Raw genomic sequence first — 26,697 nt, forward strand, 5'->3', positions numbered from 1 at the left:
ACCCCACTCTCAACTTGAAATAAGCAAATCAAACTGAAGAGGCGGATTACCAAGTTTTTTGTTGAGTACAAAGCACAGATTGTGTGAAAGAATCTTACGAATCAATCGATGAGACAAATGCCATAAATCTCTTGCTCGTACCCTTTGTATATTAAATCGTTCTGATAGCTGACCAATGACTGTTTCAACGATACGGCGGGCTTTCATTAGCCGCCTTACCACAGGTTTGGGTCTATCCTCTTTCATGTTGGCTCTGAGTGGCGTTTGTAAATCCACGCCTTGAGCGTCGTAGTACGATGTCAGACTAGGGCTGATATACCCTTTATCAGCGCCAAGCAGCCCATGAATATGAGTGGTGATTTCTGGGGCAACCGCTCTTTCATCAACATTGGCAGGAGCAAAGGTAAAGCCTTTAATCATGCCCGATAAGTTAACAAGCAAATGGCCTTCAAAGCCATAGTACCTCTCTTGCTTAGCGGCACAGTAGCTAAAAGCTGCTAAGTCTTGATAATTCTTATGCCGATAAGCGCGTCCATAATGACAGACGGGTATCGGAAAGCCATCCATAAAATGAATGTTGTCACGGCCTTCAATTTGACTGACGTTATCTTGTATCCGCTGTTTGACTTGCCACAGATTTGCGCAATGCTTTGCGAAGTTAGGGTATGAGCCGATGGCTGGAAACCAGTCTTGCCAATGCTGGGTAAAGTATTGCCAAATTTGTTTGTCTTGATCAAGGTGTAAAAATTCACCGACCATCTCCATGCAAATGACCTCAGGATCACTTAGCTTTGGCGCGTAACCTGCACTTCGCAAGGGTTTGGTGACGACTATTTTGTAATATTGCTCTACCATTAAATAGATATTGATGATAAATTCGTCTATGGGCATCTCACAACTCCGTTGTATTCTTGGTCGAAAACAATAGATTAGTGAGATGCTCTTTTTTTTTCAATCACTTTTAAAGTTGAGAGTGGGGTTTTTATTATTAAATTTCTATTTACAGAACAATAAAACCCAAGTCTATGACAGTCACCATCATATTGGTAAACTTTTTTCCTAAATAGCCCTATTAGCTTAATACTTAAAGAGCTTTATTTAGAGTTCGTATCAAAGCTTACGCAATACTGTATTTGCGGCCAAGCTTTCTTTTAAGCTCAGCATACCTACTTGAATGCTATTTGGTATTCCGTCAAATAAAGCTTGTGGAGCATTTGCTTGTTTTTCGACACTAGGCATAACCAAGCACACTTTTTGATGAAGTGTCTCTATGTGCCATAGTCGCCATGCTTCCCAATAGTCTAAACGAGCCAGCGCTGCTGTACGATTATAGATACCGAATTGCTCGGACGTCATGAGTGAGTTAGGACGATGACTGGCGATGGTCAACGGCTTTTCAATGACTACGATGCTTTCACTGCCATAGACTAGCTTTAAACGCTCAAAAAACTCACTATCAGCACCTGTGCGCACTATATGCCATAATCCAGTCTCTTGTTTGACAGTCTGCAAACGGAACATGGGAGAAGCGGGGTTTTGGCGCATGAAAGGGTATAATTGACGAATATAATACTGACCATCATGATCTAACCTCAACCAATGTGATGTCGTCGCAATGATACTAGTGTCTTCTATCAATGGTTGCACTTGCTCTGCTATTTTTTGTGGATGCGCCCAATCATCAGAATCTTGACAGGTTAAATACTCACCTGTTGCATATTGTGCGCCAATACTTTTGGCAGCAAAGGTTCCTACATTTTGCGGTAGTGCAATAACCTTTATAGCATCATTATCGCCAATTAAACACTGCAAACGCAGTAAGGTATCATCGGTACTGGCATCATCAACCACTATTATTTCTAAATCTTGCCATGACTGCTGCAACAGGCTATTAATACAACTATCTATCGTTTCGCTGGCATTATAAGTGGTGACCATAACGGTCACTTTATGCAGCTTACTATTAATTTGAGAGTCTTGATCTTTATTTACTTGCTCTATTACTCGTAGATTGGTCACCGTAAAAGGCTGTTGCTCATCAGACAGTGCTATTTGACTAAGCTGATGATGAGTAAGTATTTCATTTAAATTGGCAAGTTTAGTCAATGGCGTATTAAGCGCTATATTACTGTAGAGAAATCTTTTATCTGCATACTCATCATCTGTTGGGTATGATACAAAATTACTTAAGTAATGATCAATGTGAGTATCTAGTGGGTAATACTGCTGCAAAAGCGCAATATATAGACCTTGATAGTAGGAGCTATATAACGTACCTGACTTTTCTTTCTGTGTTTTCAAATAATTAAATACCACGTCAGGGTAAAATGATATCGTCTCTTTAATAAACTCATGATGAAACTGACAGTATCGTTTATGATATAAAATATGCTCTATATGGCTTCTTGCCATATCGTCAATTAAATCTTGACGTTTGATAGCAGCGATAACAGACACTACCGTATGGCGCGGCGTCTTTACTGGCAACCATGTTGAATATTTTAAAACGGTACGATACAAACCCAGACGTACTGCATACCAACGCCGCTTAGCAGTGATATAGCGCAGCCTAGGCATTAACGACGCTAAAGCCTGAGTAAACTGCTTGTGCCTAACGTAGGTGAAGTATTGCAAACTGAGGCCTAATTAATAATCTGAACCAGATAGATCTCGAGTATATATTTTATCCAAGCTGTCTTCTAGCTCTTCTGAGAGTCGATTGGCTACTATGATATCTGATATGCTCTTAAACGTATCTAAGTCATTCACAATCTCACAGTCTAAGAAACTAGCTTCATCAGACTTGGGTTCATAAACAATAACAGTCGTACCTAGTCGTTTTAAGTGTTTGATAATACCTTGAATGGCTGACGCACGAAAATTATCAGAGCCCGCTTTCATTATCAAACGATAAATACCAACGACCCTTGGATTACTTGACACGATGTCATTAGCGATAAACTCTTTACGGGTATTGTTCGAAGCAACCACTGCTTCTATCAAGTTTTGTGGGATATTTTCATAGTTGGCGAGTAGTTGCTGGGTGTCTTTAGGTAGGCAATAGCCACCATAACCAAAAGAGGGATTATTATAAAAGTCCCCTACTCTAGGGTCTAAACAAATGCCTTTGATTATTTGCTCAGTACTTAGTCCATGTACTGTGGCATAAGTATCAAGCTCATTAAAGTAAGAAACGCGCAGCGCAAGATAGGTATTGGCAAATAACTTAATCGCTTCGGCTTCGGCACTATTGGTGAGTAAGATATCAATGTTTTCTTTAACGGCACAATCTGCTACTATCTGCGCAAACTTTGCTGCGCGCTCTGACTGCTCACCAACGATGATACGAGATGGATACAGGTTATCGTACAGCGCTTTACCTTCTCGCAAAAACTCAGGGGCGAATAATAAGTTCTCAATTCCTAATTTCTTCTTAGTGCGTTTGGTGAAGCCTACAGGAATAGTGGATTTAATGATGATCAGCGCATTAGGATTGACTGCCAATACGTCGTTGATGACGGCTTCGACGCTACTGGTATCAAAGCAGTTGGTGTCTGTATTATAGTTGGTCGGGGTTGCTATCAGTATATAATCAGCATCTTTATAAGACTGTACTTTATCTGTCGTCGCAAACAAGTCTAGCTCTTTACGAGCTAGAAAGTTTTCTATTTCTTTGTCATCGATTGGTGACTGACGCTGATTGATTTTATTGATTTTATCTTGATCGATATCTAAAGCTGTCACTTTATGCTGTTGTGCCAGTAATACAGCATTTGACAAACCGACATATCCAGTACCTACAACTGTTATTTTCATTTATAACCTATTTATTTTTTATAATAATACTATTTTTTGATAGGATTACCGTCAATAATGTTCTCTCGCGTGACGGCAGTAGCAGTTTTAACATCTAAAGCTGCTCTTTTACCAACAACCTCATCATAAAACTTAGGAGCAAGCCCAAAGCCAGGACGGACGCTACGAATAGCACCTTCAGTAATAACATCACCTGCTTTTAGATCTTTAACGAAGTATAGAGAACGGCGGAATTGCGCATTACTTTGTTCGCTAGACTTACGACCATAATTCACTGAACCAAGTGCTTGCCAAGCTGTCTTACTGTCTCGGCACAAGGCAACCAAGTCTTCGGGTTCAAGAGAAAAACTATCATCAGGGCCACCACCATTGCGATCTAAGGTGAAATGCTTTTCAATAATAGAAGCGCCTAAAGCCACACTAGTAACTGCTGTTGTGTTATCGATAGTATGGTCTGAAAGCCCTGTCACCAGACCAAAACGCTCTCTCATATCTAAAATAGTACGTAAGTTATAATCTTCAGCTGGAGCAGGGTAACCACTTACGCAGTGTAAAATAGCTAACTCCTTACAACCACCAGAACGTGCGGCATCAATCGCTTCTTGTATTTCATCATCATCAGCCATACCGGTTGATATAATCATTGGCTTACCAGTGCCTGCTACATAACGGATAAGAGGTAAGTCAATGGCTTCAAAAGAGGCAATCTTATAGGCTGGTGCATTTAATTTTTCTAATAGGTCTACAGCCGTATTATCAAAAGGCGAGCTAAACATAGTGATATCTAGTTTACGAGCATATTCAAATAGAGATTTATGCCACTCCCATGGCATATGCGCTTTTTCATAAAGGCTGTATAAGGTTTCGCCATCCCATAATCCGCCATGAATTTTGAAGTCTTCCGAATCACTATTTAGAGTAATCGTATCAGCGGTATAGGTTTGTATTTTGATTGCATCAGCGCCTGCAGCTTTAGCCTGTTTAATAATTTCTAAAGCGGTATCAAAGTTACCGTTATGGTTTGCAGATAACTCGGCAATGATATAAGGCGCAGCGTCAGTTGCGATTCGACGTCCTGCAATATTTATACTAGGGATACTAGACATAATTTAAATCTCGTTATTAATTATTAGACGATAGTCGTGAACAAGTAAGCCAAAGCTTATGACATTATGATATTTTTGACCATCGAAGTGATGTTGTTCTAAGACACCTTCTTCTTTAAAACCTAATCTTTTATGAAACTTTCTAGAAGCTTCATTAAAGTCTAAAGCTTGACCACATAGCTTATGCAACTGTAGCGTGTTAAAAGCATAATCTAAAGCATGCTCACCAAGCTTTGAGCCTGTACCTTTAGGAGCATCTGGTGAGGTATAGAAGCCCCAGTCAGCAATACCACCTTGAGCGATTTCATGAATATTTACAAAGCCTAATGGTTTATTGTCAACTTCAAATATTAAAAGGGTATAGTTATTATCTTTAGATACTTTGTTAAACCAGTTTGTGTGCTCAATTAAGGAGATCTCATGCTGAGTATACATATATCTACGTATATCAATATAATTCCTCCAACTAAGCACTAGTTCTAGGTCATCTGTATGCATAGGGCGTAGTTTAAACTGAGGCTTATTCATTATTAAAAACTCTTCATTTTCTCTATGACTTTGTACGTGCCATAGCCATCTAGTACATCTGCACTAGACTGACTCATAGATTTTAGTTTTTCTGGTATTTGTATGAGCTCACGTAAACATTCATTGACGGTTTTAACAAGGTCATAATTATTTAGCACAACCTTTACTGCATTTATAGATTCCAAGTTATTTGCAATATCCATTTGGTTTTCTGCAATAACTAGCATAATAGTAGGTAAGCCTAAACAGCATCGCTCCCAGGAGGTTGAACCTGCAGCACCAATAGCTAAATCACTATTAGCCATTAGTTCAGCCATATTAGAAACACCAGATTTTACTTCTGTAGACCAAGGTAGTTCTTTAGCTTTCTTTGTGACAGCATCAATCCAGGGAGAAGTAGAGCCCATGACTACAATAATCTTACATGACTCAGATAAACGTGCTTGTTTTAAGGTATCTAATATCTGTGAAGTTAGATTGTCTTTATCTACGCCACCTAAATTAACTAAAATATGCTCTAAGGCATTACCTTTTCGGCGTTCTAGACTGTATGAACGCCATTTAGAAAACTCTGGGCGCAACAGTGCATAAGTTGTACCGCATAAAACTTCACAGTCGCTTGGAACTAAGTTTTGATATTCTTGCTTATTACGACCAAAGGTTTGATCAAGCAATACATTACAGTCATGCTTTCTATCTGCTAAATCATCAATCACTAAAATATTGCCACAATGAGATCTAAGTTTTTGTTCCCAATAACTGTCTAATGCATAGTGATCAACAATCAACCACTCGGGGTGTATAGAGCTAACTACATTAATAGCTTGCATAGCATCTGCTTCTTGAGAAGCCCCTAACCATTCTGAATGAAATAGGCTAGGCTTATTCTCATCGTTCTCGTTGCTATCTAGAGAAACCACCTCAAGCTTGTAGGTCTCATAACCTTTTTGAGCGATAAAATCTATAAGATTACCTTCATGCTCACGACATATAAAATAACACTTGGCTCCCTGACGAGTTAACTCATCGGCAAGCGTCAAACAACGAATGACATGGCCAGTACCTATCTGAATAGAGGCGTCACAGCGGAAAACAATATTCATATTTAGTTTAATCTTTTAAAACCACTGTGGCAAACTGGACCATTTAATAAGTCTTCTACAGATCGTCCTTCTTCACACTCTTTAATTAAAGAAAATACAGGGTCAAGCGCCTCTATATAGCCTTCAACAACAGACTCTGTATGCTCAGTACATACATAGACAACATTACTGGCCAGATAACCTTTATTTAACATTCCTTGAGTAATTAAAGTTTTATAAAACAAGTTTTGTTCACTTGTAAATGAGAAGCCAGTTAGTGCAGGAAGTCCAAAGTAGTTAATATCGAGCTCATATTTATCAGCAAGCTTTTGCCATTCTTTCCGTATATTAAGTCCTGTTTGAGTAATGGCATCCCATGATTGAAGCTTCTCCATAACCTCTAATGTTTTTAGTCCAGCTACAGAACCTATACGCTCAGTCCAGAATGTACTACTTATGAATGATGACTGTGCAGCCTCCATAATTTCCCTTTTACCAATAGTCGCAGTCACAGCATAGCCATTACCCAAGGCTTTACCAAACATGGCCATATCTGGCTCCACACCATATTTTTTATGAATCCCTCCAAAAGTTTCACGGAATCCCGATGTGCATTCATCAAATATAAGCACTATATTCTTATCAGTAGCTAGCTGACGGACCTTATGTAGAAAATTATCTTCAGGCCCCATATTTCGTACAACTTCCATTTTTATGACGCCAATATCATGTTCATTAACTAGCGCTTCTAGTTCTTCGAAATTGTTATAGTTGAACGGAAATACGGTACCTCTAAGGTTTTGAGGAACACCTTTTGGGCTAAGACCAGGTAGTAAGTGACCTGCTAAGTTCTCTGAGTCTCCAAGGTTTGCTGATAGATACCAGTCATGCCAACCATGATAACCACAGACAGCTACTTTTTCTTTACCTGAAGCAGCTCGAGCAATACGTATAGCAACTGCATTAGCCTCTCCGCCTGTACGAGCAAAGCGCACCATGTCAGCCCAAGGATGAAGTTCAATTAATTTCTCAGCCAAGTAGACCTCTTCTGGTGCATTTAATGTTGACATATTGCCTTGGTCTATCACTGAACGGACAGCATTATCTACTTCATCATTACCATAGCCTAGCGTGTTAGTCCCAACGCCCATGATGCACATATCAGTAAACTGGTTACCATCTAGATCCCAGACCTGACAACCTTTTGCCTTACTAAAGTATGCAGGCCAATGCTCTGGCAAGAACATTTCTGCACGTTTAGACAGTAGCATATTGCCACCAGGGATGACTGACTTAGCTCTTTTCCAAAGTTTCTGACCTGTGCCCATATTAGCTCCTTCATTGCGCTGAATGGTTTTATTGTTCTCGAATAGAGTAGGTTGCTTTTTCTGAAGTTCGTAGACCTCATTCCAACTAAAATACATATTGGGTGCGAAATGATTAAAGATATTAGAAACTACCTCAAAATCGGCAGGTTCATCAACGGTCCATCTTAGCTCCGATAAATCCTCAGTATTAGTAATCGAATGGGTCTTAAACTTTCCACTATTTCTAATATAAGGGGTGACATGCTCATGATCGAATAACGATGTCGTCTCTTTTAGTGCATCCTCCAATGCTTTCATTGTGAATACTTCAACATCCAAACCGTCTGGATAGGTTGCTGGACTAGTATTGCTTAAATAGTCAACACTATGATCTTTAAAGCTAGTAATTGCAGTATCTACTAATTTAGCATCAACAAGTGGGCAGTCTCCCGTTATACGTACCACTATATCAGCATTATTAGCTTTAGCAGCTTGATAGTAGCGATCTAAAACGTCGTCCTCGCTACCTTTCTCACAAACATAACCAAGTTTTTCTACATGCTCTGCTAATTTATTATTTTTTTGATCTATAGAAGTTGCTACGATAATTTGGTCAATCTGTTCGGATTTGGCTAAGCGTTTTAATAGAACCTCTATCATAGGAGTTCCATTAATCTCTTTCATTACTTTATTTGGGAGTCTTGTTGAGCCCATTCTGGCCTGAACAATAGCTACAATTTTCATAGTTGACTCCATAAATGAGGACTTAATAGTCTTACATCGCCACAAGAAATATTTGAGGGTATCGTAGGTAAATTGCCTTCAGCTGCTGTCACGATTTCTTGTAGTTGGTCGGCACTATCTACTCCTACAACAACTTTTTCAATTTGAGGCATAGATAAAGCATGACGTATACATGCCTCTAAAGGAGTTAAGTCATGCTCATCTAACCAACTTTCCCATTTTGTCCAAAGCTGTGACCACTCATTAAATTTATTAGGTCGTTGTTTTTTATCCATCAATAACAAACCTTGAAGAAAGATAGACCTTACATGTAAACGTGTTTCTTGACTTTCCAATATATCTAAAGCGCCAGAATCTTGTATTCTTGTATCTAAAACATTAAATGGAGCTTGAATCAAATCAAAGTGAAAATCTCTACTAAGGTTAATAAATTTATTAGGAGAGTAAATTGAGATACCTATGCGTTCTGTTAGACCTTTGATCTTCAATGAGTCTAGTGCAGCGTAAACCTCCGCCCCAGCTTCTGAATGTAGCTGCTCAGGACTGTGAAGAAGGACAGCTTTGACTTTAGATACTCTCAATCTAGTCAAAGAGCCTGTCATCTGCTCTTCAACCCAACCCTTGATGTCTAAAGTGTCATCTGGGATAGCGGGTAATTTAGTAATGATATCGAAGTTTTCAAGGTTATGCTCACCTAACACTTTTTCGCTACTACCATATGCAATGGCAGTATCTAATGTGTGGATACCTTTCACCTTAGCGATATCTAAAATCCTAGCTACTTCAGAATTAGATACCTGTCCATTTTTATTAGATATTCCATAAGGAAGTCCAAACTGTACTGTCCCAAGGGCTAATTTAGATAGATTATTATAAGAACTCATCTTTTAAGGCTCCTAACCAAAAACATCCTTGGTATTTATCATCATGGATAACATGGTCTCGAAAGAAACCTTCTACGTTATACCCTGATTTTAGAAAAACCTTTAAGGAGCCTATATTGTCCTCATAGCATCCGGCTTCCATACGACTAAGGCCTAAATGCTCAAAAGCATAATTAGTAATACTCTTAACGAGCTCTCTTGAATAACCTTTACCCCAACATTCCTTGTCTCCAATAAATAAGCTTAGTTGTCCCCGCTTATATATTGTATTAATTGCACCTATCTTAACGTTACCAATGTGTTTATTTGATTCCTTTAAGAAAATACCAAACAAATAGGTTGTAGGGTCATTATTGCACGATTTAATAAAATCAATGCAAGACTCCAAGGTTTGTACTGAGTGACGTGTTTCTAAATATTGGTTTACATCTGGATCATTCAGCCAGTCCACATACTCCTGAGAGGCATCAGAAATATCGAGCGGACGTAAAATTAGTCTTTCTGTTTCAATTAAGCTCATACTAATAGCTCTTTTAAGGTAGATACTACTTTACTTTGCTGCTCTTCAGTCATGGTTGGGAACATAGGCAAACTGATAGCTTCTTTATAATATTGCTCAGCTTCAGGGAATTGCCCTTCGTTAAAGCCCATTCCTTGATAATAAGGCTGCAAGTGTACTGGAATATAATGAAGGTTCACTAAGATGCCTGCTTCACGCATAGCATTAAACACGTCAAGATGCGCTTTGGATATCTTATCTAATTGCAAACGAATCACATATAGATGCAGACCGGAGTAGCTATCTTCATGTTGCCAGGGTAATGTAATAGGCAGGTCTTTAAGCAACTCATTATAACGCTCAGCTAACTCATGACGTTTAGCAACATACTCATCTAGGCGCTGCATCTGAGAAACACCTAAAGCAGCTTGCATATCCGTCATACGGTAGTTATAGCCAAGCTCAATTTGCTGATAATACCAGGGTCCATCAGCAGGCTTAGTCATTAAGCTTTCATCGCGAGTAATACCATGGCTGCGTAATAGGTTTAATTGCTCTGCTAATTTAGGATCATTCGTAACTGCCATACCACCTTCAGCAGTGGTTACGATTTTAACTGGATGGAAACTAAAGACAGTGATGTCACTATAATGACAGTTACCGATAGGCTCACATTTATATTTACCACCGATAGCATGAGAAGCATCTTCGATAATCTTAAAGCCATACTTTTGTGATAATTCATAAATAGCTGCCATATCACAAGGTTGACCACTAAAGTGTACTGGAATAACAATTTTAGGTAGCCTATCTTCTTTTTCTGCAATAATAAGTTTTTTTTCTAAAGCTTTAACACATAGATTGTAACTGCATGGATCAATATCAACAAAGTCCACTTGGGCACCACAATATAAACCACAATTAGCAGAAGCGACAAAGGTATTAGGCGTGGTCCACAACCAATTATCTTTACCCAGACCTAGTGCTAAACAAGCAATGTGCAACGCAGAGGTTGCACTATTGACAGCTACTGCATACTTTGCGCCACACGCATCCATAACTGACTGCTCAAATGCAGGAACTTTAGGTCCCTGCGTTAAAAAGTCGGATTGTAATACTTTAACTACTGCATCAATATCTTGTTGGCTAATATCTTGGCGACCATATGGAATCATTTAGATGCTCCCGATTTTTTCACGATTGATTTCAATCCACTCTTGAAGTTGCTCGTCACTCATCCATTCAGAGTTATTGTCGCTGGCGTATACGAAACCTTCAGGAACACGCTTACCATCTTTAATACGAGCTGGATCTGTTGCCCATTTATTAATAGTTGGCAGGATTTTGAAATGCTCTGGATACTCATAAGTATAATAAGCATCCTCACTACTAATCATCTGCTCATGCAATTTTTCACCTGGACGGATACCAATAACTTCTTGTTTTGCTTCTGGAGCGACAATGCGAGCTAAATCAATCATTTTCATTGATGGAATCTTCTTAACGTAAATTTCACCACCTACCATATCTTCAAAGGCGTGCCATACTAGCTCAACCCCGTCTTCTAAAGAGATCATAAAGCGAGTCATACGCTCATCGGTAATTGGTAATACACCTTTGTCTCTAATAGACATAAAGAAAGGGATAACTGAACCACGTGAGCCCATGACATTACCATAACGTACAACTGAGAACTTAGTGCCATGCTCGCCTGAATATGAATTACCTGCAACAAATAGCTTATCTGATGCTAGTTTAGTAGCGCCATATAAATTAATAGGACTACTAGCTTTATCAGTTGATAAAGCCACCACCCCTTTAACGCCTTTATCGATACAGGCATCAATAAGATTCATTGCACCATTGACATTGGTTTTAACGCATTCAAAAGGGTTATATTCTGCTGTAGGAACGATCTTAGTGGCAGCAGCATGAACCACGTAGTCTACACCATCTAGAGCACGGTATAAACGCTCCTTATCACGAACGTCACCTATAAAGAAGCGAACTCTATCATCACCTTCAAACTTCTTAGCCATATCCCATTGTTTCATTTCATCTCTAGAGAAAACAATAATTTTCTTAGGATTATATTTGGCTAGTGTCATCGGTATAAAGGTGTTTCCAAACGAACCTGTTCCACCCGTAATTAATATAGTTTTTCTCTCAAACATTAAGCACCCTTCCTCTTAGTTAACTACTATAACAATATATGTAGCTTATATTTAAAGTTTATTTAGTTAATACAACGAATGTATACCTGCACCTACTAACGTATCCATAGCGCTTCCAGCATCAATAGCAATAGCTCCTTTCTCTTTCGCTCTACCTATAAATATTTTTCCAATAACTCCGCCAGCTACAAAAACAGTACTACCTTTATTTACTACTTGGTCTATTTTTTCAATAATCTCTTTGTAAACAAAAGGTAAAGGCTTACCTTGGTTAATATACAAATCATTCCCACTAGTTTTATAGTGCGTAGGTAACTCTATAACATCAATACTGTATTCGCCAGCAGGATTAATAATATTATTTAATACCTCCTTACGAACACTAGTAATAAATACGATATGGCTGCTAAATTTCATTAGGTCTATAAAATCATTTTTGTTTGAAAACAAAGCAAGGTTCATCTTATCTGACCCAAACAAGCAATGAGTATTAAGACTTTCGGAACTATAAACCCCTCTTAATACATTATACATCCCCCTTCCTTGTATATAATTAAGAAAAGTATCAGATTTTTCTGTCGAATCTCGAATAAACCTATATATGGTTGGAATACCTAGTATATCAGCACGATTAACCACCTTTTTTAACTCTTCAATTATCTCATTTCTCAAAGTTACATCGAGCTCACACCCCCACCAATGACGTTCCCTATTTTTAATATCATCGATATTCATGTAACCCTCTGTGTTTGAGAAAATATAACCTTCCCCATCACTAAGTCTTATAAAACAGAATGGCTCTCTATGCTTTATTTTATCGATAATTAAACTCTTAATCCTATCCTTTACCTCAGAGTTATGAAGTACATCCATAAACTGCATTTTATATCTTAGTTTATCGTAAACTGGAACAATAAGCTGGTTAAACTCTGCAGAAATTTTAGGATGTGCATATCGCAAGAAATTTGATTCTGTTTTATAGTGGGTTTTTGGGTTTTTAGAATCCTGTGGCTTACCTTGCACTTCCATTTTTAACTGGTGATAAGATGATAAGTTATAATATAAGCTATCTATATCTATACCAATTGAACCATTATTATTTAAAAGAAGTTTTAATAGAGCTATTCTCCTATTAATATGTAAGTTACTAAGATTAATATAATTAGATGAGCTGAAAAACAGGCTAATATACTCGACCAAGGCATAACGAATTAAAACATTTAAAAGTTTATTTTCTAAGATTCTATATGCTCTTTTACCGACAATGCTCTCTATTGTCATAATATTTGCAAAAAAACTTTCTATAGCCACTTTATCTGGTTTAAATCCAGTCCATTCTATTTTATACAATTGCAACCATGTATATATTAAATTATTACTACGGCTTAGTGTTGCTCTATTAAATAAAGATATAAGCCTCTCATCTCTCTTCTTAAACAGGTCCTCTAAATATAGAATCAAGTTTACAATATTAAAACCTAAATCATGAAAGTCTTTATTACTAATATTTTTTATTGACTCTTCTTCACTAAATAATATTCGTTCAAACTGAACATTTAAAAAGTTTTCTAATGCAGTTTTGTTTTCTATATTCAATAATAACTGAATATAGCTTGATATTTTTCGGACATCTACTTTGTACTCTTGGCTATAACCAGGAATAAACGAAGGATTAAAATTGCTAGCTTTTTCTAAGAACGCACTATCATAGGTAATACTTAGGAGTGCACTTTTTAAGTCTTTCGTATTAACTAATTTTTGGGAAATGCCAGCCTTAACAAATCCATAATAGTCACTATCAATACAATCTAAGTCAAAATAGTTTAAGCATGGTATCCCCTTACTTATTAACTCAAGAAGTACGGAAGAGTTACCTACAATAGCCACATGCTCAAACTCAGGAACTCTATCTAGAACTTTAAATTTTATTTTACTAGCTAGAAACTCTTTAATCTCTATGTTAGTGCTAGGGTGAAATTTAATATATATATCCTTAATATAGTCGATGGATTCTAATATATGAACAAAATCAATCAAGTCTATATTGTTTATAACTGCTGTAAGATAAATAACGATTTCATGACTTGACCGGTTTTTGCTCAAATTTAATTTGGTAAGAATCAATTCTGGATTATCAATAAGATGTCTTGACAATATAAAGTTCTTTGAGCCTGTCTTTTTTTTGCCCATTGTATAAGTTGTTAGGCTTTGTCGGTTATGCAAAACACTGATATCAAATATCAGATCTGGAAATGACTCAGTTACTGCCGCGTGCTGAAAATAAACTGTGCCCATTCTTCTATTAATACAGTTCATTGTTAAAGCTACAGGAATAGGTGAGTGATCATTTGCCGTAAAATGAATTTTACCTTGTAAATTAGAATATTCATTTAAACTAAACCAGAAATCTAAGTATGCGCATGTGTATTGAAGGCTCTGGTAAATTATCCCTGGAGTCGGCGGTTTATTAGTGTAGTAATCCTTCAATAATAAACATACATTACTTATGATATCAAAAAACCTTTCCCTATCTATTTTAAATTTAACCGGCACCTCTGTTGCTAAGTTTATAATTTTTATTTTTGTGTTTATATTGACAATGCTTTTAAAAAGCTCAAACTCTACAATATTGTTTCGTGTTTTAACAAAGCACAAACAGTTAAATTCAGAGTTAAAATCATATTGCTTTATTCCGCGCTTTTTCAGTCTAGAACTTATAAATTTCAGAGCTTCCTGAATATTGAGGTTGTTAACTTCTGTTGACTCCCCAGAATGAAAGTTGATCTCAGCAAGCCTTGCGCCCAACATTTCATCGTAATTAGGAATATTTTCAATAACTGAAGCTACCCTCTTTAAACCTTCTGTAAAATTAGCTTTGTCTAAATTTTTTTTCATATTTTTAACCAGAATATTTTTTAAGTTTATGAATGATAGAGTGCTTTGCTAATTTGAAAGGCAATTTATGTATATTAGATTTATTCGTACTGACTATTACCTTTCCAAGTTTATAGGATAGATGATTTTTAATTCTTTTTACTTCATAGTAATCCTCATACTCCTCTAAAGAAGGTAAGTTATTTAAGTCACCATTACTCTGTTCAGTTTGTTTCTTAATATGTTTATAAACCTTATGAATCTTCAAAATTCTTTTTGGATCATTGTATATTTTTATTAAACTATTGCCTATGAGGTATTCCTTAGTGCTCTTAACTCTTATGCCTGCACCAAAGTGCTTAGCTGAGTTATTTTTATTACTGCAATGATTACTGTCTTTATTTTCAATCGACTTATACAACTTAATAAACTCATGATTTTCCTTTTTTACATACTCTATTAAATTTCTCGGCTTTTTCGTTATTTCTTTTCCTGGTATTTGCACCTTTGCGTTTAGAACGCTCAACTTCTTTTCAAGTTGCATAACTGATTTATTTGATTTTTTTAATTGGCGCTGAAGTTTATTTACAACCTCATCTTTCAATAATACCTTGCTATTTAGCAACTGTATTACTAATGCCTTAGATTTATCAGTATCTTTATTTTCAGGTACTTTAGGATTAAAGATAGGCGACGAAACACTTAGCAATTCGCTATAAATTTCAAATAACTTAGGATTGTAATCTAATAACAAGTTTATCAAGAAGACTTCTTGATCATCTCGCTGTTGTATATTCATTTTCTGAAAATCACCAACCTTCCAGTTACTTTTTAAAGTTAAACCGTACCAATTGTTTAAAGCAGATTTAAAGGTCTCAAACTTGCTTGCTACACAATCATTATCTACTAATACTGCATTTGAGCTCGACCATAAATTTACTATAAAATTAAAATATTCTGTAATATCTCTTTCTATTTTATATAAGCATTCATCAGATATATTTCTATCAGCAACCTGTAGATATGGGTGCTCATGAAAAAGCACATAACTAATTTCACCTAGCTCCTCGGCTATTAAGTCTATTAAAAAGTAATATTGTGATACTCCCAGAATTACATTAGAGTGAATCGAGCAATTGATACGAATGCGTTGAATTAATGAAGCCAAAATATCTTGTGCCAGATCCTTATCGACACTAATTATATCTAAAGGATTATCAATATCAAAATTTCTTAATAATAACTCTATATGATCATCTATGTTTACTATATTCCCTCCCCTAAGACTTAATCTATTCAAACAATATTCTAAGCTAGATTTATTTCTATTAATGAGTACTACTGTACACACTTTTGCCTCCTCATGGTATAAGTAGATATTAATGTTAATAAAGTTTTCTAAACTATACATTAGGTTTTTACTATAACTAACAATTTCTATGTCAGATTATTATGATTAAAAGGCTGTCCTAGATAAGTAAAATTATTTAGGACAGCACTATGAGAAAGCGTGAACCAAGTTAGGGCGTGTCTTCAATTCATTTTACAATGAATGATAGTACACGCTAGATAGAGCATTGACTTAAAATTACGAGCTAACTTCTCATAGCGAGTAGCGATACTACGAAAATGCTTAAGCCTTGCAAACATATTTTCAACAAGATGACGCAGTTTATATAAATAGCTATCAAACTCTGGATTAGGCTGTTTGGCATTTTTCCTTTTAGGAACGACGGGTATCATATTATGGCTTCGAGCTTTGTCTCTGATAGACTCTGAGTCATAGCCTTTATCAGCGATAAAGTAATCAGCTTGTCCAATCATTTCAATCAATTCACCTGCAACTTGACTGTCGTGGACGTCACCCCCAGTGATTTTAAAATTGAGCGGATATCCATCGGCATCACAGGATAGGTGTATCTTTGTAGTTGCTCCGCCACGGCTTTGTCCAATTGCTCGCTCTTCACCACGCCGAGCTCCACTTGCATGCTGATGACAGCGAACATAGCTTCCGTCTGTGAATACCCATTCCGTATCAATTTCTTTTCGTAAGCTAAAAAAAAATCCGCCCATAAGCCAGTTTTCGACCAGCGGTTGAAACGACTATAGGCTGTTTTCCACGAACATAATTCTTCAGGTATGTCACGCCAAGGAGCGCCTGTGCGTAGTTTCCACAGTATGGCTTCCATGATCTCTCGGCTGTTTTGAGTTTGATAGCAGCCGTACTTTATCATCGTCGATTGCAATTGATCCCAAAGCGTATCTGTTAATGCTTTTCTTGCCATAACTTGTATTTCTCGCATCGACTCAATAGATGCGGTATTGTAACTATTATTTAGGGCTTATCCAATTGAAGACATGCCCTAGTATAAACAAAAAACACTAATCGAGTTATTTGTTGCCGGCTCTACAGCCAGAACAGCAGCAATCCTAGTCGGTGTTAACAAAACCACAGCCAGTTATTACTCTCATAGGCTACGACTACTGATTTATGATAATAGCCAAGATCCTAATTTATTTGAAGGCGAAATAGAAGTAGATGAAAGTTACATTGGCGGGACTCGTTAAGACAAACGCGGACAAGGTGCTGGTAGCAAAGTGACCTTGTTTAGCCTATTAAAGCTTAATGGTAAGGTTTATGCCTATTATACCTAATGATAAAGCAGATACCCTAACTCCAACTATCAGAGAGAAGGTAAAGCCTGATAGCATTGTTTACACTTACTCATTTAAAAGCTATAACGCATTAGATGTCAGTGAATTTACTCATTATCGTACCAACCACTCTAAAACCTTCCTTAATAATAAGCATCATATTAACGGAATAGAGCACTTCTGGAACCAAGCTAAACGAAATTTAATTAAGTTTAACGGTGTTCCAAAAGAGAATTCTTATCTTTATTTAAAGAAGTATGAGTGGCATTTTAATCACAGCGACCCAAATTCGCAACTGTTACAATTAAAACAATGGGTTAAACAGGGTTTGGACTAGTTATCTAGGACAGCCCTTTAGCCTATTATAAGGCTTTGAGCACAGAGTTCCTTTTTTTTCACTTTATGGAAAATACTAAATATGCTGAGTGCATTTTCATTGTTATTAGCTCTCAAACATTACATATATGATAAAATATTACAAAATAAAAAAAGACACCCCATTGTAGAGGTGTCCTTGCTTTTTTTCAATGTGGTTTTAGTAATCAGACTGTAGGCTTATGCCTAACTTACCAACCAGTAACTTCTTTCAGCTTATCACCGATTTTAGCTGGATCGCGAGTATACGCGATGCCTGCATCTTCAAAAGCTTTAAATTTCTCTTCAGCAGTACCTTGACCACCAGAGATGATAGCGCCAGCATGACCCATACGCTTGCCTTCTGGAGCGGTTACACCAGCGATATAGCCAACCACTGGCTTAGTTACATGGTCTTTGATATAAGCAGCCGCTTCTTCTTCAGCAGTACCGCCGATTTCACCGATTAGGATGATAGCTTCAGTCTGTGGATCGTCTTGGAATAGTTTTAGTGCGTCAATCTGGTTCATACCTGGGATAGGATCGCCGCCGATACCGATACACGTTGATTGACCGAAACCAAGCTTAGTGGTCTGTGCAACGGCTTCATACGTTAGCGTACCAGAGCGTGAGATGATACCTACTTTACCCGGCAGATGGATATGACCTGGCATGATACCGATTTTGCACTGACCTGGAGTGATAACGCCTGGGCAGTTAGGACCAACCATACGCACGCCGTCTGCTTCTTCGATATAGCGCTTCGCTTTTAACATATCGATCGTTGGTACGCCTTCCGTGATCACGACGATCAGCTTCACGCCTGCATCTACCGCTTCAACGATTGAGTCTAGGACGAATGGCGCTGGTACATAGATAACTGAAGCATCGGCTTGAGTGGCTTCCATGGCTTCCGCCATCGTGTTAAATACTGGTAGGCCTAGATGCGTTTGACCGCCTTTACCTGGTGTTACACCGCCAACGACTTTTGTACCGTATTCGATCGCTTGTTCAGAATGGAACGTACCGTTCTTACCAGTGAAGCCTTGTACCAATACTTTGGTATCTTTATCAATTAATACACTCATTATGTTTTCCTTATTCGGTTGTCTTGCAATAGCAGTTTGCCGTTTAGGTGTCGTTAAATGCTAACCACGTCTCGTTGACTGAAAACTGCTATCACGCTTTGACTACTATGTTTAAGCACCTAAATTGATAGGTTTATGCTTGAACAGCATCGACAATTTTTTGTGCAGCATCGGCTAGGCCTTGGGCTGACGTTAGCTTCAGACCAGATTCTTCTAAGATCTGTAAGCCCAGTTCAGCGTTGTTACCTTCTAGACGTACAACGACAGGTACTTGTACATCGACTTCTTTGACAGCAGCGATAATGGCTTCTGCAATCATGTCACAACGTACGATACCGCCAAAGATGTTGATTAGAACACCTTCAACACTGCTGTCTTCTAGAATGATTTTGAACGCTTCAACAACGCGATCTTTGGTTGCACCGCCGCCAACGTCCAAGAAGTTAGCAGGCTTGCCGCCATACAGTTTGATGATGTCCATGGTAGCCATTGCAAGACCAGCACCGTTGACCATACAACCGATGTTGCCTTCTAGAGCAACGTAGTTTAGGTCGAATTCAGCGGCTTTTAGCTCACGCTCGTTTTCTTGCGTTTTGTCTTGTAGCGCTGCGATTTTAGGCAGACGATATAATGCGTTTGAGTCGATACCGATTTTGCCATCAACGCAGACGATTTCGCCATTTTCGCGAACGGCTAACGGGTTGACTTCAAGTAATGCAAAGTCGTTTTCGACAAAAGCATGATAAGCACCAGTCATAATTTTTACAAACTGGTTGATCTGCTTGCCTTCTAGACCAAGTTTGAATGCAACATCACGCGCTTGGTAAGGCATAAGACCTACTAATGGGTCTACGCTTACTTTAAAGATTTTTTCTGGCGTCTCGTTAGCGACTTCTTCGATATCAACACCACCTTCGGTTGATGCCATGAAGGTTACGCGACGCGTAGAACGATCTACAACGGCACCAAGATACAGTTCAGTCTGTACTGGGTACATATCTTCTGCAACCAATACGAAGTTAACTGGTTGACCATCAGCGTCAGTTTGGAACGTGACTAGATTGGTACCGATAAGCGCTTCAGCCACTTGCTTAGCTTCTTCACGAGTCTTAACCAGCTTAACACCACCCGCTTTACCGCGACCACCAGCATGTACTTGCGCTTTGATAACCGCAATGTCTGTTGGTGTTTTATCAAAAGCAGCTGCAGCTTCTTCGCCGTTATACGCGATGATGCCTTCTTGAATGGGCAGTCCGTAGCTTTTTAATAGCTCTTTTGCTTGATACTCATGTAAATTCATTGATTGTATCCTTTATTTTTTACAATTAATAAAAAGTGAAAACAAGTACACAGCAGCGATTTTCTGCTGCGGCACTTGTAACCCCAACGCTGACACCGCAAATAATAAAAACGGTACTGCGTTCAGGCTATAGCTTGTTACTTAAACTTCTAAAAGCGCTGTAAACACTATTGAACGCTATCAAAATTACTTACGTTTTTTACGCTGAATCGCGTGAATAGCACGGCCATCTGCAGATAGAGCCGCTTCATGTACCGCTTCTGAAATCGTTGGATGGGCAAACGTCATCAACTGTAAATCTTCGATACTAGAGACGAATTCCATCGCAATCATACCCTGATGGACGATATCGCCGGCGCCAGCTGAGATAGCGTGCATACCTAATAGACGGTCTGTTTTAGCATCAGCGACGACTTTAATAGAACCTTGCGCTTCGCTTTGCGCAAGGGCACGACCATTAGCCGCTAGGTTGAATGAACCGGTCTTAACTTCATAACCCGCTTCAGTCGCTTCTTGCTCGGTCAAACCAACCCATGCGATTTCTGGATGGGTATAGATAACATTGATAATCGTGTCGTAATTAACCTGAGCTTTTTCACCGTGAATACGCTCCACCGCCATCATGCCCTCTTCCATTGCTTTATGCGCAAGCATTGGACCACGGACTAAATCGCCAATAGCATAAACGCCATCAAGATTGGTTTTGCACTGGTCATCGACATCGATCAAACCGCGTTCAGTCAAGGTCACACCGCTGTCATCACCAAGTAATTTCTCAGAATATGCACGGCGACCAACACAAACGATGAGCTTGTCAAAGCTCTCTTCAGATGACTCGCCTTTATTTTCGCTAGTAACGACGACTTGATCGCCCTTCACTTCAGCATTGGTGACTTTGGTATCAACACAGATATCAAGACCCTGCTTCTTCAGCATTTTGCCTGCTTCTTTTGCGATGTCTTTGTCAGCGGCTGCTAAGAAACTTGGAAGCGCTTCATAAACAACAACTTCGCTACCCAAACGACGCCATACAGAACCGAGCTCAAGACCGATAACGCCAGCACCGATAACGCCTAGACGCTTAGGAACTGAGGTAAAATCAAGGGCACCAGTAGAGTCAACGATACGATCACCGTCAGTTTTGGCAACTGGGATATCAATAGGTACTGAACCGGCCGCTAGAATCACGTTTTTAGCGGTAATAGTGCTTTCTGCTTCGTCTTCTAAAGCGACAAACTTAACTTGCTTATCAGCGCCTTTGCCATCAACCAATGTGCCCCAGCCTTGTAGCCAGTCAACGCCATTACCTTTTAATAACGCTGCCACACCGCCAGTCAATTGCTTAACGATACCTTCTTTGCGAGCAATCATTTGCTCGATATCGATAGCGACGTCGCCAGTGCTAATACCATGTTCTTCAAGATCATGCTTGGTCGCTTCATAACGATGCGAACTATCAAGTAGGGCTTTTGATGGGATACAACCAACGTTTAAGCAAGTACCGCCAAGAGCAGGCTCACCTTTATAAACACGTTTTTCGATACAAGCAACGCTCATACCAAGCTGCCCTGCACGAATCGCTGCTTCGTAACCACCAGGACCGCCGCCGATAACGACTAGATCATAATTATCTTTCATAGTACGTTCCTATTTTTAATGTCTTTCTAGTTTTATTTAGGATTTAAGTGATTGATTGTATTTTTGATAAACTGATGAGGACCTCACTCCATAACCAATACGTTATTTGAGTGAAACCCTTTATTTATTTATCGACAAATAATAATCACTTACACCAAAGTTAAAAAGCTTGTATCGGCGGTTGCCAATACAAGCTTAGAAGCTTACAGGTCTAATAGCAGCATGGTTGGGTCTTCGACCAAATCTTTTAAGGTAACTAAGAACTGTACCGCTTCTTTACCATCAATCATACGATGGTCATAAGATAACGCGAGATACATCATTGGTAGGATTTTAACCTCACCATTAACCGCCATCGGGCGATCATTGATCGCATGCATACCCAAGATAGCAGTTTGTGGTGGGTTCAAGATAGGCGTTGACATCAATGAGCCAAAGACACCACCGTTAGAGATGGTGAATGTACCACCAGTCATCTCGTCCAAACCAAGCTTACCTTCTTGTGCTTTACCGCCAAGCTCACGGATTTTGGCTTCGACATCTGCCATGCTCATGCGATCGGTATCACGTAGTACTGGAACCACTAGACCACGATCAGACGATACCGCAACACCGATATCATAGAAACCATGATAAACAATATCATCACCGTCTAGTGACGCGTTCACTGCTGGGTAGCGTTTAAGAGCCTCAGTCGCTGCTTTGACAAACAATGACATAAAACCTAGACGCACACCATGACGTTTTTCGAATTGGTCTTTATATTTGGTACGCATGTCCATCAATGGCTTCATGTTGACTTCGTTAAACGTCGTCAGCATTGCAGTCTCTTGCGTCGCTGATAATAGACGCTCAGCCACACGCTTACGTAGACGCGTCATCGGAACACGTTTTTCAGTACGTTCACCCGTCGATTCAGCGACTGGACGACCACTATCAGACTTGATAGAGCTGTCTGCTTTAAGCGTTGGATTTGACATGTCAGTTTTGGTCACACGACCGCCGCGACCACTACCTTCAACGTTTTTAGGATCTACACCGCTTTCTTTTGCCGCTTTACGCACTGCTGGGCTTTGATCTTTATGGTCAGCTTCGTCTTTTTTGTCAGTCGCTTGTACTGGCTCACCGCCGTCAGTACTTTGCTTGGCTTGTACTGGCGCAGCTGGCTGATTTGGGTTGACAGCTGGAGCGTCATTTGAGCTAGAACCGGCATCTGCACTACCGCTTGCACCCGCTTCGAACTCTGCAATTAACTCATCAGATAACACAGTGTCGTCAACTTGCTTAACGATTTTAGTCACCACACCATCATCAGGCGCTACGACTTCGAGGACAACTTTATCGGTTTCAATTTCAGCCAATAGGTCATCACGATTAACTTGTTGACCTTCAGTGACATGCCATTCAACGATTGTGCCATCGGCAACCGATTCTGGAAAAACGGGGGCTTTAATATCAGCCATCGATATACTCCTTAGATTTGGATATTCATATTTATTATTAAGTCGTGATGGGCAGTCAATACCGTTTTCAATCGCGTTACTCATATGGTATTGCTAGGTACTGACTGTCATCGCCTGATTCATGTGTCTTTTATAAACTGTTACTGATATAAGCTATTACTTTGACAACTCATCGACACTGATGCCAAGACCACCAGCGATCAATGCTTGTTGCTGCTGAGCATGTAATTTCGGTGAGCCCGTCGCAGGTGCGGCACTAGGAGGTCGTGCCACCGGCTCCATGACTTTTGCCTTGGTTGGATGCGGTACGACAATACGGAACATATGCGGTGCCAAATAATACCAAGCGCCTTGGTTCAACGGCTCTTCTTGCGTCCAAACGATCTCTTGTAGGTTGCTATATTTTTCAATCTCAGCAATCAAACGCTCTTCTGGCAACGGATAAAGCTGCTCAATACGTACAATAGCCACATGCTCTAGACCCAATGCACGGCGCTGCTCTAACAAGTCATAATAAACCTTGCCGCCACATAGCACCATACGAGTTACTTTATCTGCATTGTGATCATCCATCTCTGAGATAACCGTCTCAAACTTACCAACGGCCAACTCTTCTAGATTTGACGTGGCAAGCTTATGACGTAGCAAGCTCTTCGGTGACATGACGATCAATGGTTTGCGAATTGGACGTATGGCTTGACGACGTAGCGCATGATAAATCTGTGCCGGCGTCGTTGGCGTAATCACTTGCATGTTGTCTTCGGCACATAACTGTAAGAAGCGCTCAAGACGGGCAGATGAATGCTCTGGGCCTTGACCTTCATAGCCATGCGGTAACAGCATGGTTAGACCACAAACACGCTGCCATTTGGTCTCGCCACTTGAGATAAACTGGTCAATCACTACTTGCGCACCATTGACGAAGTCACCAAACTGCGCTTCCCAAACGATCAATGCGTTTGGTACAGTCGTGGCATAGCCATACTCAAAGGCCAATACTGCTTCTTCTGATAATAGTGAGTTATAAGTGGCAAAACGCGCTTGTTTTTCACTCATATGCGCAAGTGGCACATACATGCTACCGTCATTGACGTTATAAATCTCACTATGACGATGCGAGAAAGTACCACGGCCGACATCTTCGCCAGTAATGCGTACTAATACACCATCATTATCAACCAGTGAGGCATAAGCCAACGTTTCAGCAGCGCCCCAGTTCAGCGGCTCTTCGCCAGTCTGCATCGCTAGACGCTGATCGACCATCTTTTGAACTTGGCGCTGTAACTTGTAGCCTTCAGGCATTTCAGCCATACGGCGACCGTAGCCTTTAAGGGTTTCGATATCGACACTGGTATCCCAGTCATCGACGAGGTCATGACCTAGATAGGGTTTCCAATCGACAAAAAGCGCTTCATCAGGATCACTAACCAAAGAATTCACCACATAATCGCCACGATCTAACGATTCGCGGTAAGAATCTTCGTAACTTTTCGCTTCTTCTTCACTAATAATACCCGCTTCAATTAGCTGCTGGGCATAGAGAGTGCGGGTCGTTGGTAGCTGTTTGATGACTGCATACATCAATGGCTGAGTCGCTGACGGCTCGTCTGCTTCATTGTGGCCATTACGACGATAGCAGAACAGATCAATGATAATGTCTTTATCAAACTCATGACGGTAATCTAATGCTAATTGAGCGGCAAATACGACAGACTCAGGGTCATCACCATTCACATGTAGAATGGGCGCATGTACCATTTTCGCCACATCAGTACAGTACTCTGTCGAACGCAAATCTTCTTGACGACTGGTCGTAAAGCCGACTTGGTTATTAATGACAATATGTACCGTACCACCAGTGGTATAAGCGCGAGTTTGTGACATCTGGAAGGTCTCTTGCACCACACCTTGACCGGCAAATGCTGCATCACCGTGGATAACGATTGGCAGTACTGAATTGCCATCTTTACCTTCATGGCGAGCTTGGTCGTTGCGACGCACTTGACGAGCACGGACTGAGCCTTGTAATACGGGTGCCACAATCTCAAGATGCGATGGGTTAAAGGCCAATGCTAAATGCGCTTCGCCACCTGGCGTCATCACGTTAGATGAATAACCATTATGGTACTTAACGTCGCCTGAACCTTTTTCTGGCTGTACTTTGCCATCGAATTCGTCAAACAAATCAGCGGGGTTTTTACCTAAGATATTTACGAGTAAGTTCAGGCGTCCACGATGCGCCATACCAATAACCATCTCTTTGGTACCATAGCCACCAGCACGCTGTATAATTTCGTTAACGGCAGGAATAAAGCTCTCACCGCCTTCTAAACCAAAACGCTTAACACCTGTATACTTACGCGCTAGATATTTTTCTAGGCCTTCGGCTGCCGTCAAACGTTCAAGAATAGACAAACGCTTTTCTTTGTCAAACTCGATATGACCTAAGTTGGTCTCTAGATATTGTTCCATCCAGCGCTTTTCGGTACTGGTGGTGACGTGCATATATTCGACACCGATGTAGCGGCAATAAACACGCTCCATAATTTCAATAATTTCTCGTAACGGTGCTTCGTCCTTACCGATATTCAAATCATTGGTAGGATAAATGGTGTCTAAATCAGCTTCTGAGAGATTGTGGTACTCAAGGGTCAAATCTTCGACTTCAGCGCGCGGATGTAGATCCAACGGATCTAATTTTGCACGGCGATGACCACGGCGACGATAAGCAGAAATCAGCTGCTGTACGCCCATTTGCTTAGGGTCGGCACAGTCAGCGGCATTGCTAGTCGTTGTGGTTGCGGGGGTAATCTTGTTGGCCGTCTGATTGCGAGCAAGCAATAAAAACTGATCTTTGATGGCGTTATGCTGAGCATCATTTGGCGACTGATACTGGGCAAAATACGCTTGCCAATCGGTATCAACACTCGTAGGGTCAGTTAAGTACTGCTCATAAAGTGCTTCGATATAATTGGCATTATCAGCAGCCAGTTCAGTATGTTCTACGTCTGCAGCTTCTTTAGTTATACTATTCATAATAATCGTCTATTTGATAGATAAATGAATGGAATCGTGCTTATTATTGTGTCGTTCATTGTACGTTCGGTATTTTGACTCTTAAAATTCACCATTAAGTAGTAAGACTTGCTATGGCTAATATTTAGTATATAAAAGCTCTATTCGTA

Annotated in this window: 19 protein-coding genes and 1 pseudogene; 1 reads left to right on the forward strand and 19 read right to left on the reverse strand. The window is 39.6% G+C overall.

Features of this window, described 5'->3' with window-relative positions:
- Nucleotides 1-9: 9 nt before the first annotated feature.
- The 14 genes from W293_RS0113565 to W293_RS0113630 form a co-directional block, all read right to left on the reverse strand.
- On the reverse strand, nt 10-891 hold the full coding sequence (locus W293_RS0113565; RefSeq protein WP_025651136.1) for an IS982 family transposase: 882 nt from the start codon (nt 889-891) through the stop codon (nt 10-12).
- A 219-nt stretch (nt 892-1,110) separates the two neighbouring features.
- Nucleotides 1,111-2,634, reverse strand: a complete 1,524-nt coding sequence (locus W293_RS16845) for a glycosyltransferase family 2 protein (protein WP_156915665.1) — start codon at nt 2,632-2,634, stop codon at nt 1,111-1,113.
- Between the two features lie 12 nt (nt 2,635-2,646).
- On the reverse strand, nt 2,647-3,816 hold the full coding sequence (locus W293_RS0113575) for a nucleotide sugar dehydrogenase (RefSeq protein WP_025652950.1): 1,170 nt from the start codon (nt 3,814-3,816) through the stop codon (nt 2,647-2,649).
- A gap of 29 nt (nt 3,817-3,845) precedes the next feature.
- Nucleotides 3,846-4,922, reverse strand: a complete 1,077-nt coding sequence (pseI, locus tag W293_RS0113580) for a pseudaminic acid synthase (RefSeq protein WP_025652952.1) — start codon at nt 4,920-4,922, stop codon at nt 3,846-3,848.
- Nucleotides 4,923-4,925: 3 nt separating this feature from the next.
- The gene (pseH, locus tag W293_RS0113585; RefSeq protein WP_319802580.1) at nt 4,926-5,450 is read right to left on the reverse strand and encodes a UDP-4-amino-4,6-dideoxy-N-acetyl-beta-L-altrosamine N-acetyltransferase; all 525 of its coding nucleotides are present in this window, start codon (nt 5,448-5,450) and stop codon (nt 4,926-4,928) included.
- A 2-nt stretch (nt 5,451-5,452) separates the two neighbouring features.
- The gene (gene pseG, locus W293_RS0113590) at nt 5,453-6,553 is read right to left on the reverse strand and encodes a UDP-2,4-diacetamido-2,4,6-trideoxy-beta-L-altropyranose hydrolase (RefSeq protein ID WP_025652954.1); all 1,101 of its coding nucleotides are present in this window, start codon (nt 6,551-6,553) and stop codon (nt 5,453-5,455) included.
- A gap of 2 nt (nt 6,554-6,555) precedes the next feature.
- The gene (locus W293_RS0113595) at nt 6,556-8,583 is read right to left on the reverse strand and encodes an aminotransferase class III-fold pyridoxal phosphate-dependent enzyme (RefSeq protein WP_025652956.1); all 2,028 of its coding nucleotides are present in this window, start codon (nt 8,581-8,583) and stop codon (nt 6,556-6,558) included.
- Nucleotides 8,580-9,467: an aldo/keto reductase gene (locus W293_RS0113600; protein WP_025652958.1), complete on the reverse strand. Its 888-nt coding sequence runs from the start codon at nt 9,465-9,467 to the stop codon at nt 8,580-8,582. Before W293_RS0113600 ends, W293_RS0113595 begins: the two co-directional genes overlap by 4 nt.
- A complete protein-coding gene (locus tag W293_RS0113605) occupies nt 9,454-9,987 on the reverse strand; it encodes a GNAT family N-acetyltransferase (protein ID WP_025652959.1) in 534 nt (177 codons plus the stop codon). The genes W293_RS0113600 and W293_RS0113605 overlap by 14 nt, the downstream gene beginning before the upstream one ends.
- Complete coding sequence (gene pseC / locus W293_RS0113610) at nt 9,984-11,141, reverse strand: UDP-4-amino-4,6-dideoxy-N-acetyl-beta-L-altrosamine transaminase (protein ID WP_025652960.1); 1,158 nt, start codon at nt 11,139-11,141, stop codon at nt 9,984-9,986. The genes W293_RS0113605 and pseC overlap by 4 nt, the downstream gene beginning before the upstream one ends.
- Entirely contained in the window at nt 11,142-12,140 is a 999-nt protein-coding gene (gene pseB / locus W293_RS0113615) for a UDP-N-acetylglucosamine 4,6-dehydratase (inverting) (RefSeq protein ID WP_025652961.1), read from the reverse strand.
- A gap of 66 nt (nt 12,141-12,206) precedes the next feature.
- On the reverse strand, nt 12,207-15,035 hold the full coding sequence (locus W293_RS0113620; protein ID WP_025652962.1) for a hypothetical protein: 2,829 nt from the start codon (nt 15,033-15,035) through the stop codon (nt 12,207-12,209).
- A gap of 4 nt (nt 15,036-15,039) precedes the next feature.
- Entirely contained in the window at nt 15,040-16,365 is a 1,326-nt protein-coding gene (locus W293_RS0113625; RefSeq protein ID WP_156915666.1) for a hypothetical protein, read from the reverse strand.
- Between the two features lie 182 nt (nt 16,366-16,547).
- Nucleotides 16,548-17,299, reverse strand: a protein-coding gene (locus W293_RS0113630; protein WP_156915667.1) for an IS5 family transposase whose coding sequence is annotated in 2 segments (ribosomal slippage) — nt 16,548-17,092 and nt 17,092-17,299 — 753 coding nt in all. Because the reading frame shifts where the segments join, the coding sequence is not laid out codon by codon here.
- A gap of 100 nt (nt 17,300-17,399) precedes the next feature.
- On the opposite strand from W293_RS0113630, the pseudogene W293_RS16530 reads away from it, so the two are divergent.
- Nucleotides 17,400-18,006: pseudogene (locus W293_RS16530) on the forward strand (IS1595 family transposase).
- A gap of 229 nt (nt 18,007-18,235) precedes the next feature.
- Here the strand turns inward: W293_RS16530 and sucD are convergent.
- The 5 genes from sucD to W293_RS0113665 all read right to left on the reverse strand — a co-directional run bounded on the left by sucD (nt 18,236) and on the right by W293_RS0113665 (nt 26,548).
- Nucleotides 18,236-19,111 (reverse strand): succinate--CoA ligase subunit alpha, encoded by an 876-nt coding sequence (sucD, locus tag W293_RS0113645; RefSeq protein WP_025652967.1) that lies wholly within the window; start codon nt 19,109-19,111, stop codon nt 18,236-18,238.
- A 133-nt stretch (nt 19,112-19,244) separates the two neighbouring features.
- Complete coding sequence (sucC, locus tag W293_RS0113650; RefSeq protein ID WP_025652969.1) at nt 19,245-20,411, reverse strand: ADP-forming succinate--CoA ligase subunit beta; 1,167 nt, start codon at nt 20,409-20,411, stop codon at nt 19,245-19,247.
- Nucleotides 20,412-20,597: 186 nt separating this feature from the next.
- Entirely contained in the window at nt 20,598-22,049 is a 1,452-nt protein-coding gene (gene lpdA / locus W293_RS0113655) for a dihydrolipoyl dehydrogenase (RefSeq protein ID WP_025652970.1), read from the reverse strand.
- A 203-nt stretch (nt 22,050-22,252) separates the two neighbouring features.
- Nucleotides 22,253-23,512: a 2-oxoglutarate dehydrogenase complex dihydrolipoyllysine-residue succinyltransferase gene (odhB, locus tag W293_RS0113660; protein WP_025652972.1), complete on the reverse strand. Its 1,260-nt coding sequence runs from the start codon at nt 23,510-23,512 to the stop codon at nt 22,253-22,255.
- Nucleotides 23,513-23,668: 156 nt separating this feature from the next.
- Entirely contained in the window at nt 23,669-26,548 is a 2,880-nt protein-coding gene (locus tag W293_RS0113665; protein ID WP_025652973.1) for a 2-oxoglutarate dehydrogenase E1 component, read from the reverse strand.
- Nucleotides 26,549-26,697 lie beyond the last annotated feature (149 nt).

Source organism: Psychrobacter sp. TB67, from assembly GCF_000511065.1.
GTDB lineage: Bacteria > Pseudomonadota > Gammaproteobacteria > Pseudomonadales > Moraxellaceae > Psychrobacter > Psychrobacter okhotskensis.